Source organism: Streptomyces sp. NPDC057438, from assembly GCF_042802995.1.
In the GTDB taxonomy this organism is placed as follows: domain Bacteria; phylum Actinomycetota; class Actinomycetes; order Streptomycetales; family Streptomycetaceae; genus Streptomyces.
This window is the reverse complement of sequence record NZ_JBHVDD010000068.1, coordinates 39,039-56,480: the sequence shown is the minus strand read 5'-3', so window position 1 is coordinate 56,480 and position 17,442 is coordinate 39,039. Positions and strand designations below refer to the sequence as shown.

The window sequence follows — 17,442 nt, the reverse complement described above, 5'->3', positions numbered from 1 at the left end:
GCCCGAACCAACTGGTTCGGGCCACCCCGGCGGCACGTTTCTGCTGGGCTCCGCCCGGAGGGTCAGGCGTCCTCGTGGGTGACCGCGCGGCGCGCGTCGGCGTCCAGGACGCCCCAGCTGATCAGCTGCTCGGTGAGGACCGAGGGGGACTGGTCGTAGATGACGGCGAGTGTGCGCAGGTCGTCCTGGCGGATCGAGAGCACCTTGCCGTTGTAGTCACCGCGCTGGGACTGGATCGTCGCCGCGTAACGCTGCAGCGGGCCCGCCTTCTCGGCCGGCACGTGGGCCAGGCGCTCAAGGTCCAGGACGAGCTTCGGCGGCGGCTCGGCGGCGCCGCCCGGGGTCGTACCGGGAAGCAGTTCCTGCACGGGGACCCCGTAGAAGTCCGCCAGCTCCGCGAGGCGCTGCACGGTGACGGCGCGGTCGCCGCGCTCGTACGAACCGACCACGACCGCCTTCCAGCGTCCCTGGGACTTCTCCTCGACACCGTGGAGGGAAAGGCCCTGCTGGGTGCGGATGGCCCGGAGCTTGGCCCCGAGCTGTTTGGCGTATTCGCTGGACATATAGCTCCCCGGACGAAGGCTGGTGACTCACTGTGAGGTTACGCAGCGTGACTCTGCCCCGTCAAGCCGAATGGTCCGGACCGACTCTTCCGTGGTAACCGAGATCCATTGGGCCAGGGGGGTGATCAGGGGCGTTGCCGGGGCCTGCTACCGTGGACGGCGCAATTCCGACGTCCTTTAAGATCCGTCCCGTGAGGCGGAGAAGGAGGTCCGTTTCATATGGACACGCAAGAGACCCCGCAGGGAGACCCGCGACAGGACGCGCAGGCGTCCGATGCCAGGCCCGTTCTCGAAGGCCCCGACATCGCTCGCGTACTGACCCGCATCGCCCACGAGATCGTCGAACGCGCCAAGGGCGCGGACGACGTGGTGCTCCTCGGCATTCCGACCCGGGGCGTCTTCCTCGCCCAGCGGCTCGCCGCCAAGCTGGAGGAGATCACCGACCGCAAGATCCCGGTCGGTTCGCTCGACATCACCATGTACCGCGACGACCTGCGCATGCACCCGCCGCGTGCGCTGGCCCGCACCGAGATCCCCGGTGACGGCATCGACGGCCGTCTGGTCGTCCTCGTCGACGACGTGCTGTTCTCCGGCCGGACGATCCGCGCGGCGCTCGACGCGCTGAACGACATCGGCCGTCCGCGCGCCGTCCAGCTCGCGGTCCTCGTCGACCGCGGCCACCGCGAACTGCCCATCCGCGCCGACTACGTCGGCAAGAACCTCCCCACGTCGCTGCGGGAGACGGTCAAGGTCCAGCTCGCCGAGGAAGACGGTCGGGACACCGTCCTGCTCGGTGCGAAGCGGACCGCCCAGCAGTAGCACGCGCGCGTGCGGCCTCGTGCCGTACGCGACTTCGTGATGCCCCTGCCTGCCCGGAATCTCCCGAACCGCCTTACGGAGCCTGAAAGATGCAGCGTCATCTCATCTCGGCCGCCGACCTCACCCGCGACGACGCCGTCCTGATCCTCGACACCGCCGAGGAGATGGCCCGGGTCGCGGACCGGCCGATCAAGAAACTGCCGACCCTGCGGGGCCGCACGATCGTCAACCTCTTCTTCGAGGACTCCACGCGCACCCGGATCTCCTTCGAGGCCGCCGAGAAGCGCCTGTCCGCCGACGTCATCAACTTCACCGCCAAGGGATCGAGCGTGTCGAAGGGCGAGTCCCTCAAGGACACCGCCCAGACCCTCGAAGCCATGGGCGTCGACGCCGTCGTCATCCGGCACGGCGCCTCGGGGGCCCCGTACCGGCTGGCGACCTCCGGCTGGATCGACGCCGCCGTGATCAACGCGGGCGACGGGACCCACCAGCACCCCACCCAGGCTCTGCTGGACGCCTTCACCATGCGCCGCCGCCTCGTCGGCCGGGACGCCGGACTCGGCCAGGACCTGTCCGGCAAGCGCATCACGCTCGTCGGTGACGTCCTGCACAGCCGTGTCGCCCGCTCCAACGTGGACCTGCTGCACACCCTCGGCGCCCAGGTCACCCTCGTCGCGCCGCCCACCCTGGTGCCGGTCGGCGTGCACACCTGGCCCTGCGAGGTCAGCTACGACCTCGACAGCACGCTCGCCAAGTCCGACGCGGTGATGATGCTGCGTGTGCAGCGGGAGCGGATGAACGCGGCCTTCTTCCCCACCGAGCGCGAGTACTCGCGGCGCTACGGCCTCGACGGCGACCGCATGGCGCGGATGCCCGAGCACGCCATCGTGATGCACCCCGGCCCGATGGTCCGCGGCATGGAGATCACCGCCGAGGTCGCCGACTCCGACCGCTGCACCGTCGTCGAGCAGGTCGCCAACGGCGTCTCCATCCGGATGGCCGTGCTGTACCTGCTGCTCGGCGGCAACGAGCCCGCCGTGACCCACACCCGCACCACCGAGGAGAAGTAAGACCATGAGCAAGATCCTGATCCGTGGTGCGAAGGTGCTGGGCGGCGAGCCGCAGGACGTGCTGATCGACGGCGAGATCATCGCGGAGGTCGGTACCGGGCTGTCCGCCGAGGACGCCCAGGTCGTCGAGGCCGACGGCAAGGTGCTCCTCCCGGGCCTCGTCGACCTGCACACCCATCTGCGTGAGCCCGGCCGCGAGGACTCCGAGACCGTGCTGACCGGCACGCGCGCGGCGGCCTCCGGCGGCTACACGGCCGTCTTCGCCATGGCCAACACCTTCCCGGTCGCCGACACCGCCGGCGTGGTCGAGCAGGTCTACCGGCTCGGCCAGGAGCACGGCTACTGCGACGTACAGCCCATCGGCGCCGTCACCGTCGGCCTGGAGGGCAAGAAGCTCGCCGAGCTGGGGGCCATGCACGAGTCGGCCGCCGGGGTCACCGTCTTCTCGGACGACGGCAAGTGCGTCGACGACGCGGTGATCATGCGCCGGGCCCTGGAGTACGTGAAGGCCTTCGGCGGCGTCGTAGCCCAGCACGCGCAGGAGCCCCGGCTGACCGAGGGCGCCCAGATGAACGAGGGGATCGTCTCCGCCGAACTGGGTCTCGGCGGCTGGCCCGCGGTGGCCGAGGAGTCGATCATCGCCCGGGACGTCCTGCTCGCCGAGCACGTCGGCTCCCGCGTCCACATCTGCCACCTGTCGACCGCCGGGTCCGTCGAGATCGTCCGCTGGGCCAAGTCCCGCGGCATCGACGTGACCGCCGAGGTCACCCCGCACCACCTCCTGCTCACCGACGAGCTGGTGCGCTCCTACAACCCGGTCTACAAGGTCAACCCGCCGCTGCGCACCGAGCGCGACGTCCTGGCCCTGCGCGAGGCCCTCGCCGACGGCACGATCGACATCGTCGCCACCGACCACGCCCCGCACCCGCACGAGGACAAGGACTGCGAGTGGGCCGCCGCGGCCATGGGCATGGTCGGCCTGGAGACCGCGCTGTCCGTGGTCCAGGAGACGATGGTCGCCACCGGTCTGCTCGACTGGGCCGGCGTCGCGGACCGTATGTCGGTCAAGCCCGCGAGGATCGGTGGGGCGGCCGGACACGGACGTCCCGTCTCGGCAGGTGAGCCCGCCAACCTCGTGCTCGTCGACACGGCATACCGTGGGTCGGTGGATCCCGCGGGCTTCGCCTCGCGCAGCCGCAACACCCCCTACGAGGGCCGCGAGCTGCCGGGCCGTGTCACGCACACGTGGCTGCGGGGCAAGGCCACGCTCGTCGACGGGAAGCTCACGTGACACCTGTAATTCTGCTGGCCGCGGAGAAGGAATCGGCCGAGGTCACCGACTGGGCCGCGCGTATCGGCTGGGTCGTCGGACTCGCCCTGTTCGTCGCGCTCGTCTACTGGCTGATGCGCGAGGGGTGGAGGTGGCGCGGCACGCTCCAGGGCGACCTCCCCGCCCTCCCCACCGCGCCGGACGAGCCGGTCGAGGCCAGACTGAGCATGAGCGGCCGGTACCACGGCTCCACGACAGCCGGGCAGTGGCTCGACCGCATCGTGGCGCACGGCCTGGGCGCCCGCAGCCGGGTCGAGCTGACGCTGACGGACGCGGGCCTGGACGTCGTACGCCCGGGAGCGACCGACTTCTTCGTCCCGGCCGGCGCCCTGCGCGAGGCCAGGCTCGACAAGGGCATCGCCGGGAAGGTCCTCACCGAGGGCGGGCTGCTGGTCGTCACCTGGGAGCACGGCGGCAAGCTGCTCGACTCCGGGTTCCGCTCCGACCGCGCGGCCGAGCACAACGAGTGGGTCGAGACCCTGAACCAGATGATCAACAAGACGGAAACGGAAGGCGCACGATGACGACCTCCACCCGGGGAGCCACCAGGGTTCCCGCCGTACTCGTCCTGGAGGACGGCCGGATCTTCCGCGGCCGTGCCTACGGGGCCGTGGGGGTGACCTTCGGCGAGGCCGTGTTCTCCACCGGGATGACCGGCTACCAGGAGACCCTCACGGACCCGTCGTACCACCGCCAGGTCGTCGTCATGACCGCCCCGCACATCGGCAACACCGGCGTCAACGACGAGGACCCCGAGTCGAAGAAGATCTGGGTCTCCGGCTACGTCGTCCGCGACCCCGCGCGCGTGCCCTCCAACTGGCGCTCCCGGCGCTCCCTGGACGACGAACTGCGCGCCCAGGGCGTCGTCGGCATCTCCGGCATCGACACCCGCGCCCTCACCCGCCACCTGCGCGAGCGCGGCGCCATGCGCGTCGGCATCTTCTCCGGCAACGCGCTGCCCGACGACGGCACGATGCTCACCGAGGTCCGCCAGGCCCCCGAGATGAAGGGCGCGAACCTCTCCGCCGAGGTCGCCACCAAGGAGACGTACGTCGTCCCCGCGATCGGCACCAGGAAGTTCACCGTGGCCGCCGTCGACCTCGGCATCAAGGGCATGACCCCGCACCGCATGGCCGAGCGCGGCATCGAGGTGCACGTCCTGCCCGCCACGGCGACCGCCGAGGACGTCTACGCCGTGAACCCCGACGGTGTGTTCTTCTCCAACGGCCCCGGCGACCCGGCCACCGCCGACCACCCGGTCTCCGTCATGCGGGCGGTCCTGGAGCGCGGCACCCCGCTGTTCGGCATCTGCTTCGGCAACCAGATCCTCGGCCGCGCGCTCGGCTTCGGCACCTACAAGCTGAAGTACGGCCACCGCGGCATCAACCAGCCGGTGCAGGACCGTACGACCGGCAAGGTCGAGGTCACCGCGCACAACCACGGCTTCGCCGTCGACGCCCCGCTCGACCAGGTCTCCGAGACCCCCTTCGGCCGCGCCGAGGTCTCCCACGTGTGCCTCAACGACAACGTGGTGGAGGGGCTCCAGCTCCTCGACCGCCCGGCCTTCAGCGTCCAGTACCACCCCGAAGCGGCAGCGGGCCCGCACGACGCCGCCTACCTGTTCGACCGCTTCGTATCCCTGATGGAGGGCCAGCGTGCCTAAGCGCACCGATATCCAGTCCGTCCTGGTCATCGGCTCCGGCCCGATCGTCATCGGCCAGGCCGCCGAGTTCGACTACTCCGGCACCCAGGCGTGCCGCATCCTGCGCGCCGAGGGCCTGCGGGTCATCCTCGTCAACTCCAACCCCGCGACGATCATGACCGACCCGGAGATCGCCGACGCCACGTACGTCGAGCCGATCACCCCGGAGTTCGTCGAGAAGATCATCGCCAAGGAGCGCCCCGACGCCCTGCTGCCCACCCTCGGCGGTCAGACGGCCCTCAACACGGCCATCTCCCTGCACGAGGCCGGGACGCTGGAGAAGTACAACGTCGAGCTGATCGGCGCCAACGTCGAGGCCATCAACAAGGGCGAGGACCGCGACCTCTTCAAGGACGTCGTCGAGGCCGTGCGCGCCAAGATCGGGCACGGCGAGTCCGCCCGCTCGGTCATCTGCCACTCCATGGACGACGTGCTCAAGGGTGTCGAGACCCTCGGCGGCTACCCCGTCGTCGTCCGCCCCTCCTTCACCATGGGCGGCGCCGGCTCCGGCTTCGCGCACGACGAGGAGGAGCTGCGCCGCATCGCCGGCCAGGGCCTCACCCTCTCGCCGACCACCGAGGTGCTCCTGGAGGAGTCCATCCTCGGCTGGAAGGAGTACGAGCTGGAGCTGATGCGCGACAAGAACGACAACGTCGTGGTCGTCTGCTCCATCGAGAACTTCGACCCCATGGGCGTGCACACCGGCGACTCGATCACCGTCGCGCCCGCGATGACCCTGACCGACCGTGAGTACCAGGTGCTGCGTGACGTCGGCATCGCGATCATCCGCGAGGTCGGCGTCGACACCGGCGGCTGCAACATCCAGTTCGCGGTGAACCCCGAGGACGGCCGGGTCATCGTCATCGAGATGAACCCGCGCGTGTCGCGGTCCTCGGCCCTCGCCTCCAAGGCGACCGGCTTCCCGATCGCCAAGATCGCCGCCAAACTGGCCGTCGGCTACACGCTCGACGAGATCCCCAACGACATCACCGAGAAGACCCCGGCCTCCTTCGAGCCGACGCTCGACTACGTCGTCGTCAAGGCCCCGCGCTTCGCCTTCGAGAAGTTCCCGTCCGCCGACTCCTCCCTGACCACGACCATGAAGTCGGTCGGCGAGGCCATGGCGATCGGCCGCAACTTCACCGAGGCGCTGCAGAAGGCGCTGCGGTCGCTGGAGAAGAAGGGCAGCCAGTTCACCTTCGTCGGCGAGAGCGGCGACAAGGCCGAGCTGCTGCGCGAGGCTGTCCGGCCGACCGACGGCCGGATCAACACCGTCATGCAGGCCATCCGCGCGGGCGCCACCCCCGAGGAGGTCTTCGAGGCCACGAAGATCGACCCGTGGTTCGTCGACCAGCTCTTCCTGATCAAGGAGATCGCGGACGAGCTGGCCGAGGCCGACAAGCTCGACCCGGACCTGCTGGCGGAGGCCAAGCGGCACGGCTTCTCCGACCAGCAGATCGCCGAGATCCGCGGCCTGCGCGAGGACGTCGTGCGCGAGGTCCGGCACGCGCTGGGCGTACGCCCGGTCTACAAGACGGTCGACACCTGTGCCGCCGAGTTCGCGGCGAAGACGCCGTACTTCTACTCCTCCTACGACGAGGAGACCGAGGTCGCCCCGCGCGAGAAGCCGGCCGTGATCATCCTCGGCTCGGGCCCGAACCGTATCGGCCAGGGCATCGAGTTCGACTACTCCTGCGTCCACGCCTCCTTCGCGCTGAGCGACGCGGGCTACGAGACGGTGATGGTCAACTGCAACCCCGAGACCGTCTCCACGGACTACGACACCTCCGACCGTCTGTACTTCGAGCCGCTGACGCTGGAAGACGTGCTGGAGATCGTGCACGCCGAGTCGCTGGCCGGGCCCCTCGCGGGCGTGGTCGTCCAGCTCGGCGGCCAGACCCCGCTCGGCCTGTCGCAGGCGCTCAAGGACAACGGCGTCCCCGTCGTGGGCACCTCCCCGGAGGCCATCCACGCCGCCGAGGACCGCGGCGCCTTCGGCCAGGTGCTCGCCGAGGCCGGCCTGCCCGCCCCGAAGCACGGCACGGCCACCACCTTCAGCGGCGCCAAGGCCATCGCCGACGAGATCGGCTACCCGGTCCTCGTCCGCCCGTCGTACGTGCTCGGCGGACGCGGCATGGAGATCGTGTACGACGAGACCCGCCTGGAGTCGTACATCGCCGAGTCGACCGAGATCAGCCCCTCCCGGCCGGTGCTCGTCGACCGCTTCCTCGACGACGCGATCGAGATCGACGTCGACGCCCTGTACGACGGGCACGAGCTGTACCTCGGCGGCGTGATGGAGCACATCGAGGAGGCCGGCATCCACTCCGGCGACTCGGCGTGCGCCCTGCCCCCCATCACCCTCGGCGGCTTCGACATCAAGCGCCTGCGCGCCTCCACCGAGGCCATCGCCAAGGGCGTCGGCGTGCGCGGGCTGATCAACATCCAGTTCGCGATGGCCGGGGACATCCTCTACGTCCTGGAGGCCAACCCGCGGGCCTCCCGCACCGTCCCCTTCACCTCGAAGGCGACCGCGGTGCCGCTGGCGAAGGCCGCCGCCCGGATCTCGCTGGGCGCGACCATCGCCGAGCTGCGGACGGAGGGACTGCTCCCTGCCAACGGGGACGGCGGTGAGCTGCCGCTCGACGCGCCGATCTCCGTCAAGGAGGCCGTCATGCCGTGGTCGCGCTTCCGCGACATCCACGGACGCGGCGTCGACACCATCCTCGGCCCGGAGATGCGCTCCACCGGCGAGGTCATGGGCATCGACTCGGTCTTCGGCACGGCGTACGCCAAGTCGCAGGCCGGCGCGTACGGGCCGCTGCCCACCAAGGGCCGCGCGTTCATCTCGGTCGCCAACCGCGACAAGCGCTCGATGATCTTCCCGGCGCGCGAGCTGGTGGCGCACGGCTTCGAACTGCTCGCCACGTCCGGCACGGCAGAGGTGCTCAGGCGCAACGGCATCAACGCCACCGTCGTCCGCAAGCAGTCCGAGGGCACCGGCCCGAACGGGGAGAAGACGATCGTCCAGCTCATCCACGACGGCGAGGTCGACCTCATCGTCAACACGCCGTACGGCACCGGCGGCCGCCTCGACGGCTACGACATCCGTACGGCGGCCGTGGCCCGCTCCGTGCCCTGCCTGACGACCGTGCAGGCGCTCGCCGCGGCCGTCCAGGGCATCGACGCGCTCAACCACGGCGACGTGGGCGTGCGCTCGCTCCAGGAACACGCCGAACACCTGATCGCGGCCCGCGACTAGCAGCCCTGAGGGGGACATCGGAAACGGTGTCCCCCTCTTCGTGAGGACACCACCATGTACAAGCTCTTCTTCCGTCTGGTCTTCAAGCGGATGGACCCGGAGGAGGCCCATCACCTGGCCTTCCGCTGGATCCGCCTCGTCGCCCGCGTCCCCGTGCTGCGCACCTTCCTGGCGGCCGCACTCGCGCCCCGCTATGAGGAACTGCGCACGGAGGCCTTCGGGCTGCGGATGCACGGCCCCTTCGGACTCGCCGCCGGCTTCGACAAGAACGCGATCGCCATCGACGGGATGTCGATGCTCGGCTTCGACCACGTCGAGATCGGCACGGTGACGGGCGAGGCCCAGCCCGGCAACCCCAAGAAGCGGCTGTTCCGCCTGGTCGCCGACCGCGCCCTGATCAACCGCATGGGCTTCAACAACGAGGGCTCCCTCGCCGTCGCCGCCCGCCTGGCCTCCCGCAGCCCCGTCTTCAGGACGGTCGTGGGCGTCAACATCGGCAAGACCAAGGTCGTCCCGGAGGAGGAGGCCGCGGGGGACTACGTGAAGTCCACCGAGCGCCTCGCCCCGTACGCCGACTACCTGGTCGTCAACGTCTCCTCGCCCAACACGCCCGGCCTGCGCAACCTCCAGGCCACCGAGGCGCTGCGGCCCCTGCTGACCGCCGTCCGCGAGGCCGCCGACCGCGCGGTCCGCACCCGCCGCGTCCCGCTGCTGGTGAAGATCGCGCCGGACCTCGCCGACGAGGACATCGACGCCGTCGCCGACCTCGCCGTGGAACTCGGCCTGGACGGGATCATCGCCACGAACACCACCATCGCGCGCGAGGGGCTCGGACTCACCTCCGAACCCTCCCTGGTGAAGGAGGCGGGCGGTCTGTCCGGCGCCCCCGTCAAGGCCCGCTCCCTCGCGGTCCTGCGCCGCCTCTACGCGCGCGTGGGCGACCGGATCACCCTGGTGGGCGTCGGTGGCGTCGAGAACGCCGAGGACGCCTGGCAGCGCATCCTGGCGGGCGCCACCCTGGTCCAGGGCTACAGCGCCTTCGTCTACGAGGGCCCCTTCTGGGCCCGCGCCGTCCACAAGGGCCTGGCCGCCCGTCTGCGCACCAGCCCGTACGCCACTCTCGCCGACGCGGTCGGCGCCGACGTGAGGAAGACCGTATGACCGAGCCCTTCGGCGCACGGCTGCGCCGGTCCATGGACGAGCGCGGCCCGCTCTGCGTGGGCATCGACCCGCACGCCTCCCTGCTCGCCGACTGGGGCCTGAACGACGACATCGCCGGCCTGGAGCGCTTCAGCCGCACGGTCGTCGAGGCACTCGCGGACCGGGTGGCCGTCCTCAAGCCGCAGAGCGCGTTCTTCGAGCGCTTCGGGTCCCGGGGCGTCGCCGTGCTGGAGAGGTCCGTCCAGGAGGCGCGGGCCGCCGGCGCGCTGGTGGTGATGGACGCCAAGCGCGGCGACATCGGCTCCACCATGGCCGCCTACGCCGAGACCTTCCTGCACAAGGACGCGCCCCTCTTCTCGGACGCGCTGACGGTCTCGCCCTACCTGGGTTACGGCTCGCTGAAGCCCGCCGTGGAGCTGGCGCGCGAGAACGGGGCCGGACTGTTCGTGCTGGCGCTCACCTCCAACCCCGAGGGCGGAGAGGTGCAGCACGCGCTGCGCGGCGACGGCCGGAACGTGGGCGCGACCATGCTGGCGCACCTGGCGGCCGAGAACGCGGGCGAGGCGCCCCTGGGGTCCTTCGGTGCCGTCGTCGGCGCCACGCTCGGTGACCTCTCGTCCTACGACCTGAACATCGGCGGACCTCTCCTGGCACCCGGGATCGGCGCCCAGGGAGCCACTCCGGCAGATCTTCCGGCGGTCTTCGGGAGCGCTGTGCGTCAGGTGGTCCCGAACGTCAGCCGAGGTGTCCTTCGTCACGGTCCCGAAATCGTCGCTCTGCGTGACGCCTCGTGTCGTTTCGCGGACGAGATCCGCATCGCGACGACGGCCGCCTGAGACCTCCGATGAGTGCCGGGAGGCGGTTCCCGGACGACTTGAGTCTGAATACATTCTCAAATCCAGGGCATTATGCAGCTTATGTCCGACTCCATGGAGGCTGACCAGGACTTTTCCGCTGTTCTCGCTGACTCCGGCGGACTTGGCCGCTAGTCTCCGAGCAGGGTCGACGGGCAAGCGTGTTGCTCGTGGCACCCCAGGTGAGGGGCGACTAGGTTCCTCACCGGTCCGTATCCGACAGTTCGACATCCGAGGTGACGTAGGCGTGGCTCTTCCGCCCCTTACCCCTGAACAGCGCGCAGCCGCGCTCGAAAAGGCCGCCGCGGCTCGCCGGGAGCGGGCCGAGGTCAAGAATCGACTCAAGCACTCCGGCGCCTCCCTGCACGAGGTCATCAAGCAGGGCCAGGAGAACGACGTCATCGGCAAGATGAAGGTCTCCGCCCTGCTCGAGTCCCTGCCGGGCGTGGGCAAGGTCCGCGCCAAGCAGATCATGGAGCGACTGGGCATCTCCGAGAGCCGTCGTGTACGCGGCCTCGGGTCCAACCAGATCGCCTCCCTGGAGCGTGAGTTCGGCAGCACCGGTTCCTGATCCCGCCCCCTGACGGGAAGGGAGTCCCGGGCACTCCGGGATTGCTGGAATAATCGCTGCATGGCTGCAACATTCCGGGGGACGACCCCCGAGCCCCCGGACGTACGTCCGCGGCTGACCGTGCTCTCCGGCCCCTCCGGGGTCGGCAAGAGCACGGTCGTCGCCCATATGCGCAAGGCGCACCCCGAGGTCTGGCTCTCGGTGTCGGCGACGACCCGCAAGCCGCGCCCCGGTGAGCAGAGCGGAGTCCACTACTTCTTCGTCACCGACGAGGAGATGGACAAGCTGATCGCCAACGGCGAGCTGCTGGAGTGGGCCGAGTTCGCCGGCAACCGCTACGGCACCCCCCGGGCCGCCGTGCTCGAACGCCTGGAGCGGGGCGAGCCCGTCCTGCTGGAGATCGACCTCCAGGGCGCGCGGCAGGTCCGCGAGACCATGCCGGACGCCCAGCTGGTGTTCCTGGCTCCGCCTTCCTGGGAGGAGCTGGTGCGCCGGCTCACCGGGCGGGGCACCGAACCGCCCGAGGTGATCGAACGCCGCCTGGAGGCGGCCAAGATCGAGCTGGCGGCCGAGCCGGAGTTCGACGTCACCCTGGTCAACACCTCCGTCGAGGACGTGGCCCGCGAGCTGCTAGCCTTGATGGATGTTGTGTGATCACGGGTTCTGTCCGTTTTCTGTGATCACGACCGATCTTTTCCCATCCATCGGAAGGTAGAGCGTGTCCTCTTCCATCTCCGCGCCCGAGGGCATCATCAACCCGCCGATCGACGAGCTCCTCGAGGCAACCGACTCGAAGTACAGCCTCGTGATCTACGCGGCCAAGCGTGCTCGCCAGATCAACGCGTACTACTCGCAGCTCGGCGAGGGTCTCCTCGAGTACGTCGGTCCTCTCGTCGACACCCACGTGCACGAGAAGCCGCTCTCGATCGCCCTGCGCGAGATCAACGCGGGTCTGCTGACGTCCGAGGCCGTCGAGGGCCCCGCGTAAGTCGTATCAGCAGATCGCGGTAGCTTTTTCCACAGGCCCGGCAGTGCGACTGTCGGGCCTGTGGTGTGTCATGGAGCGCGTACACATCCGAGTGCGGGGAGGCACGGTGGGCAAGCCGAAGGTCGTTCTGGGGGTCAGCGGTGGGATCGCCGCCTACAAGGCGTGCGAGCTGCTGCGCCGGCTGACCGAGTCCGGGCATGACGTCCGGGTCGTGCCGACCGACTCCGCGCTGCACTTCGTGGGCGCCGCCACCTGGTCCGCGCTCTCCGGCAACCCGGTCTCCACCGAGGTCTGGGAGAGCGTCCACGAGGTGCCGCACGTCCGCATCGGCCAGGCGGCCGACCTGGTGGTCGTGGCCCCGGCGACCGCCGACATGCTGGCCAAGGCCGCCCACGGCCTCGCCGACGACCTCCTCACCAACACCCTGCTCACCGCCCGCTGTCCCGTCGTCTTCGCCCCCGCCATGCACACCGAGATGTGGGAGCACCCGGCCACCCAGGAGAACGTGGCGACGCTGCGCCGCCGGGGGGCTCTCGTCATCGACCCGGCCGTGGGCAGACTGACCGGCGCCGACACCGGCAAGGGCCGGCTCCCGGACCCCGGGGAGATCTTCGAGGTCTGCCGCCGGGTGCTGGCCCGCGGGGTCACCGAGCCGGACCTCGTCGGCCGGCACGTCGTCGTCACCGCCGGCGGCACCCGCGAACCCCTCGACCCGGTCCGCTTCCTCGGCAACCGCTCCTCCGGCAAACAGGGCTACGCCCTCGCCCGTACGGCCGCCGCCCGGGGCGCGCGCGTCACCCTGATCGAGGCCAACACCGGACTGCCGGACCCCGCGGGCGTGGACGTCGTACGCGTCGGTACGGCCGTCCAGCTGCGCGAGGCGGTGCTCAAGGCGGCGCCGGACGCCGACGTCGTGGTGATGGCGGCGGCGGTCGCCGACTTCCGCCCCGACACCTACGCCGCCGGGAAGATCAAGAAGAAGGACGGCCAGGAGCCCGCGCCCCTCGTGCTGGTGCGTAATCCGGACATCCTCGCGGAGATCTCGGCGGACCGCCCCCGCCCCGGCCAGGTGGTCGTCGGCTTCGCCGCGGAGACCGACGACGTCCTCGCCAACGGCCGCGCCAAACTGGCGCGCAAGGGGTGCGATCTGCTGGTGGTGAACGAGGTGGGGGAGCGCAAGACCTTCGGCTCCGAGGAGAACGAGGCGGTGGTGCTGGGAGCCGACGGCAGTGAGACGCCGGTGCCGTACGGCCCGAAGGAGGCGCTGGCCGAAACGGTGTGGGACCTGGTCGTGGACCGCCTCGACTGACAGTGCCATTCGCGTCACGTCTCCCTCGAACCTCGCACATTGGGGCGTGGCGACCCTGGCGGACAGCTACGGCCATTGGGCAGAATGCACGTGCCGCAGGTCACAAGGCTCCCGAGAGGCGAGACAGGTGGGCCGGTGGCCGAGCCCGACCGATAAACTGTTCTCGGACGACGCCGGGCGCAGCCCCCGAGCACGTCCGCCAATGATCAGCCAGCAGCCGCTGCAACCCCAGGGAGCGTTGTGTCCCGTCGTCTGTTCACCTCGGAGTCCGTGACCGAGGGTCACCCCGACAAGATCGCTGACCAGATCAGCGATGCCATTCTCGATGCGCTGCTGCGCGAGGACCCCACGTCCCGTGTAGCGGTGGAGACGCTCATCACGACCGGCCTGGTGCACGTGGCCGGCGAGGTCACGACCAAGGCGTACGCGCCGATCGCCCAGCTGGTGCGCGACACCATCCTGGACATCGGCTACGACTCGTCGAAGAAGGGCTTCGACGGCGCCTCCTGCGGTGTGTCGGTGTCGATCGGCTCGCAGTCCCCCGACATCGCGCAGGGTGTGGACACGGCCTACGAGAACCGGGTCGAGGGTGACGAGGACGAGCTGGACCGTCAGGGCGCCGGCGACCAGGGCCTGATGTTCGGTTACGCGACGGACGAGACGCCGACGCTGATGCCGCTGCCGATCTTCCTGGCGCACCGGCTGTCGAAGCGTCTGTCCGAGGTCCGCAAGAACGGCACGATCCCCTACCTCCGTCCCGACGGAAAGACCCAGGTCACCATCGAGTACGACGGTGACAAGGCGGTCCGTCTGGACACGGTCGTGGTCTCCTCGCAGCACGCCAGCGACATCGACCTGGAGTCCCTCCTCGCCCCCGACATCCGCGAGTTCGTGGTGGAGCCGGAGCTGAAGGCCCTGCTGGACGACGGCATCAAGCTGGAGACCGAGGGCTACCGCCTGCTGGTCAACCCGACCGGCCGCTTCGAGATCGGCGGCCCGATGGGCGACGCCGGCCTCACCGGCCGCAAGATCATCATCGACACCTACGGCGGCATGGCCCGCCACGGTGGCGGCGCCTTCTCCGGCAAGGACCCGTCCAAGGTCGACCGCTCCGCCGCGTACGCGATGCGCTGGGTCGCCAAGAACGTCGTCGCGGCCGGCCTCGCCTCCCGCTGCGAGGTCCAGGTGGCGTACGCCATCGGCAAGGCCGAGCCCGTCGGTCTCTTCGTCGAGACCTTCGGCACCGCCAAGGTCGACACCGACCGGATCGAGAAGGCCATCGACGAGGTCTTCGACCTCCGCCCGGCCGCCATCATCCGCGACCTCGACCTCCTGCGCCCGATCTACGGCCAGACCGCCGCGTACGGTCACTTCGGCCGTGAGCTGCCCGAGTTCACCTGGGAGCGCACGGACCGCGTCGAGGCGCTGCGCACGGCCGCGGGGCTGTAGGTCCCACGGCTCCTCCGCTTCCCGGCGAGGCCCGGTGTCCCTTCGGGGGCGCCGGGCCTCGCCGTTCCCGTTGCTTCCCTTGCGTGCCCGCGGTTCCGTCGGCGCCGCCGGTCCGGTGATCGCGGACGGCGCCGGTTGTCAGTGGCGTTTGGGAGAATGCGGGTGTGAGCGGCGAGGACGGGACGAGGGGCGGCGGCGCGGCCGGGGACGTGGGGCCGGAGCAGCTCGCGCTGGTCCGGGAAGCGGTGCGCAAGGCCAAGGCCCCGCGCGCCAAGCCGCGAACCTGGCGGGGAGCGGCGCTGGCGAAGGAGCTGCCGGTCGCCCGTGTGCTGGTCGACAAGGGAGTGCTGCACCTCGACCGGTACTTCGACTACGCGGTGCCGGAGGAGCTGGACGAGGTCGCCCGACCCGGGGTCCGGGTCAGGGTGAGGTTCGGGGCCGGGGGGCGCAACGTCAGGGAAGGGCGGCGCGAGGGCGGCTCGCTGATCGACGGGTTCCTGGTCGAGCGGGTCGCCGAGTCGGACTACCCCGGAGCCCTGGCCGCGCTCGCGCAGGTCGTCTCGCCGGAGCCCGTGCTGGGGCCCGAGCTGCTGGGCCTCGCACGGGCCGTGGCGGACCGGTACGCCGGGAGCCTCGCGGACGTGCTGCAACTGGCCGTTCCGCCCCGGCACGCCCGGGCCGAGGCGGCCGGGACGGGCGAACCGCCACGGCCTCCGGTCGCGCCCGAGCCCGGGTCGTGGGCGCGGTACGGGCGAGGTGTGGAGTTTCTCCGGTCGCTGGCGGGCGGGGGTGCGCCCCGGGCGGTGTGGACCGCGTTGCCGGGGCCGGAATGGGCCGAGGAGATCGCCCGGGCCGTGCAGGCGACGCTGGCCTCCGGGCGGGGGGCACTCGTCGTCGTACCGGCGGGGCGGCCCGCGGCCCGGGTGGACGAGGCGCTCGGGGAGCTGCTGGGGGAGGGGCGGCACGCACTGCTGACGGCCGACGCCGGGCAGGAGCGGCGGTACCGGGAGTGGCTGGCCGTGCGGCGGGGGGCCGTACGGGCGGTGGTCGGGACCCGGGCGGCCATGTTCGCACCGGTGCGCGATCTGGGGCTGGTCGTCGTCTGGGACGACGGAGACTCCGGCCACAGTGACGACAACGCCCCCTTCCCGCACGTACGCGAGGTGCTGGAGCTGCGGGCCTCGCGGGACAGGTGCGCCTTCCTGCTGGGGAGCTGGACCTGCACGGTCGAGGCCGCCCAGCTCGTCGAGAGCGGGTGGGCCGCGCCGATCGTGGCCGGGCGGGAGCAGGTGCGGGCTGCCGCGCCGCTGGTGCGGACCGTGGGGGACGGCGATCTCGCGCGGGACGAGGCGGCTCGGGCGGCGCGGCTGCCCAGCCTCGCCTGGCAGGTCGCGCGGGACGGCCTCAGGGACGGGCCGGTGCTCGTGCAGGTCCCCCGGCGCGGGTACGTGCCGCGGATGGCCTGCGCGCGCTGCCGGGAGCCCGCGCGGTGCCGGCACTGCGCGGGGCCGCTGGAGGCGCGGGACGGCGCCGGGGCACTGGTATGCGGGTGGTGCGGGCGTGAGGAGGGCGGCTGGCACTGCCCCGAGTGCGGGGGCCACCGGCTCCGGGCGCAGGTCGTGGGGGCGCGGCGGACCGCCGAGGAACTGGGGCGCGCCTTCCCGGCCGTACCCGTGCGGACCTCGGGGCGGGAACAGGTGCTGGACACCGTGCCGGGGACGCCCGCGCTGGTCGTGAGCACGCCGGGGGCCGAGCCCGTCGCCGAGGGCGGGTACGCGGCCGCGCTGCTGCTCGACGGGTGGGCCATGCTCGGGCGGCCCGATCTGCGGGCCGGGGAGGACGCGCTGCGGCGGTGGATCGGTGCGGCGGCGCTGGTTCGGAACCAGGGGGCGGGCGGCACGGTCGTCGTGGTCGCCGAGCCGACCCTGCGGCCGGTCCAGGCGCTCGTGCGCTGGGATCCGGTCGGGCACGCGGTGCGGGAACTGGCCGAGCGGGCCGAGCTGGGGTTCCCGCCGGTCTCCCGGATGGCGGCCGTGTCCGGGACCGCCGAGGCGGTCGTCGATTTTCTGGCCGCGGTCGAACTGCCTTCGGATGCCGAGGTGTTGGGACCCGTGCCGCTGGCCGGACCGTTCTCCGGGACCGGCGCCGGGTCCGCCGCGGGCACGGAGCCGGCGAGGGCGCGGCGGGCGGGGTCGCCGCCGCCGGGGGAGCGGTGGGAACGCGCACTGGTCCGGGTCCCGCCGGGCAGCGGGGCCGCGCTGGCGGCCGCACTGAAGGCCGCTCAGGCGGCGCGGATGGCGCGGGGGGTGAGCGAGGGTGCGCGGGTACGGATCCGGATGGACCCGCCGGACATCGGCTGAGAGG

Annotated in this window: 15 protein-coding genes; 14 read left to right on the top strand and 1 reads right to left on the bottom strand. The window is 71.2% G+C overall.

Going from position 1 to position 17,442, the window contains the following annotated elements; translation table 11 throughout:
• Window positions 1–62: 62 nt before the first annotated feature.
• Complete coding sequence (bldD, locus tag ACFU5F_RS29900) at window positions 63–563, bottom strand: transcriptional regulator BldD (RefSeq protein WP_005485476.1); 501 nt, start codon at window positions 561–563, stop codon at window positions 63–65.
• Window positions 564–782: 219 nt separating this feature from the next.
• On the opposite strand from bldD, the gene pyrR reads away from it, so the two are divergent.
• The 14 genes from pyrR to ACFU5F_RS29830 all read left to right on the top strand — a co-directional run bounded on the left by pyrR (window position 783) and on the right by ACFU5F_RS29830 (window position 17,438).
• On the top strand, window positions 783–1,382 hold the full coding sequence (gene pyrR / locus ACFU5F_RS29895; protein ID WP_275459688.1) for a bifunctional pyr operon transcriptional regulator/uracil phosphoribosyltransferase PyrR: 600 nt from the start codon (window positions 783–785) through the stop codon (window positions 1,380–1,382).
• A gap of 89 nt (window positions 1,383–1,471) precedes the next feature.
• Window positions 1,472–2,452 (top strand): aspartate carbamoyltransferase catalytic subunit, encoded by a 981-nt coding sequence (locus tag ACFU5F_RS29890; protein WP_013005033.1) that lies wholly within the window; start codon window positions 1,472–1,474, stop codon window positions 2,450–2,452.
• A gap of 4 nt (window positions 2,453–2,456) precedes the next feature.
• Window positions 2,457–3,743 carry a dihydroorotase gene (locus tag ACFU5F_RS29885; protein WP_383893780.1) on the top strand — a complete coding sequence of 429 codons (1,287 nt, stop codon included), beginning with the start codon at window positions 2,457–2,459 and terminating at the stop codon, window positions 3,741–3,743.
• Window positions 3,740–4,306 (top strand): hypothetical protein, encoded by a 567-nt coding sequence (locus tag ACFU5F_RS29880; protein WP_383893778.1) that lies wholly within the window; start codon window positions 3,740–3,742, stop codon window positions 4,304–4,306. The genes ACFU5F_RS29885 and ACFU5F_RS29880 overlap by 4 nt, the downstream gene beginning before the upstream one ends.
• Entirely contained in the window at window positions 4,303–5,445 is a 1,143-nt protein-coding gene (gene carA, locus ACFU5F_RS29875) for a glutamine-hydrolyzing carbamoyl-phosphate synthase small subunit (RefSeq protein ID WP_383893775.1), read from the top strand. The genes ACFU5F_RS29880 and carA overlap by 4 nt, the downstream gene beginning before the upstream one ends.
• On the top strand, window positions 5,438–8,746 hold the full coding sequence (gene carB / locus ACFU5F_RS29870) for a carbamoyl-phosphate synthase large subunit (protein ID WP_383893772.1): 3,309 nt from the start codon (window positions 5,438–5,440) through the stop codon (window positions 8,744–8,746). Before carA ends, carB begins: the two co-directional genes overlap by 8 nt.
• Window positions 8,747–8,800: 54 nt before the next feature.
• A complete protein-coding gene (locus ACFU5F_RS29865) occupies window positions 8,801–9,907 on the top strand; it encodes a quinone-dependent dihydroorotate dehydrogenase (RefSeq protein WP_383893769.1) in 1,107 nt (368 codons plus the stop codon).
• Window positions 9,904–10,743, top strand: coding sequence for an orotidine-5'-phosphate decarboxylase (gene pyrF, locus ACFU5F_RS29860; protein ID WP_383893766.1), 840 nt, complete (start codon window positions 9,904–9,906; stop codon window positions 10,741–10,743). The genes ACFU5F_RS29865 and pyrF overlap by 4 nt, the downstream gene beginning before the upstream one ends.
• Before the next feature lie 265 nt (window positions 10,744–11,008).
• Window positions 11,009–11,332, top strand: a complete 324-nt coding sequence (locus tag ACFU5F_RS29855; RefSeq protein WP_003977346.1) for an integration host factor — start codon at window positions 11,009–11,011, stop codon at window positions 11,330–11,332.
• Between the two features lie 60 nt (window positions 11,333–11,392).
• Complete coding sequence (gmk, locus tag ACFU5F_RS29850) at window positions 11,393–11,986, top strand: guanylate kinase (RefSeq protein ID WP_383893763.1); 594 nt, start codon at window positions 11,393–11,395, stop codon at window positions 11,984–11,986.
• Window positions 11,987–12,050: 64 nt separating this feature from the next.
• On the top strand, window positions 12,051–12,320 hold the full coding sequence (gene rpoZ / locus ACFU5F_RS29845) for a DNA-directed RNA polymerase subunit omega (protein ID WP_005485492.1): 270 nt from the start codon (window positions 12,051–12,053) through the stop codon (window positions 12,318–12,320).
• Window positions 12,321–12,426: 106 nt separating this feature from the next.
• Complete coding sequence (gene coaBC, locus ACFU5F_RS29840) at window positions 12,427–13,629, top strand: bifunctional phosphopantothenoylcysteine decarboxylase/phosphopantothenate--cysteine ligase CoaBC (protein ID WP_383893760.1); 1,203 nt, start codon at window positions 12,427–12,429, stop codon at window positions 13,627–13,629.
• A gap of 240 nt (window positions 13,630–13,869) precedes the next feature.
• The gene (gene metK / locus ACFU5F_RS29835) at window positions 13,870–15,078 is read left to right on the top strand and encodes a methionine adenosyltransferase (RefSeq protein ID WP_037725700.1); all 1,209 of its coding nucleotides are present in this window, start codon (window positions 13,870–13,872) and stop codon (window positions 15,076–15,078) included.
• A 164-nt stretch (window positions 15,079–15,242) separates the two neighbouring features.
• Window positions 15,243–17,438, top strand: a complete 2,196-nt coding sequence (locus tag ACFU5F_RS29830) for a primosomal protein N' (protein WP_383893756.1) — start codon at window positions 15,243–15,245, stop codon at window positions 17,436–17,438.
• Window positions 17,439–17,442: the final 4 nt, after the last annotated feature.

Coding starts and splice junctions, on each gene's coding strand:
- ACFU5F_RS29885 (WP_383893780.1), top strand. CDS start 2,457: ATGAGCAAGATCCTGATCCGTGGTGCGAAGGTGCTGGGCGGCGAGCCG.
- ACFU5F_RS29865 (WP_383893769.1), top strand. CDS start 8,801: ATGTACAAGCTCTTCTTCCGTCTGGTCTTCAAGCGGATGGACCCGGAG.
- carA (WP_383893775.1), top strand. CDS start 4,303: ATGACGACCTCCACCCGGGGAGCCACCAGGGTTCCCGCCGTACTCGTC.
- pyrF (WP_383893766.1), top strand. CDS start 9,904: ATGACCGAGCCCTTCGGCGCACGGCTGCGCCGGTCCATGGACGAGCGC.
- gmk (WP_383893763.1), top strand. CDS start 11,393: ATGGCTGCAACATTCCGGGGGACGACCCCCGAGCCCCCGGACGTACGT.
- bldD (WP_005485476.1), bottom strand. CDS start 563: ATGTCCAGCGAATACGCCAAACAGCTCGGGGCCAAGCTCCGGGCCATC.
- pyrR (WP_275459688.1), top strand. CDS start 783: ATGGACACGCAAGAGACCCCGCAGGGAGACCCGCGACAGGACGCGCAG.
- ACFU5F_RS29890 (WP_013005033.1), top strand. CDS start 1,472: ATGCAGCGTCATCTCATCTCGGCCGCCGACCTCACCCGCGACGACGCC.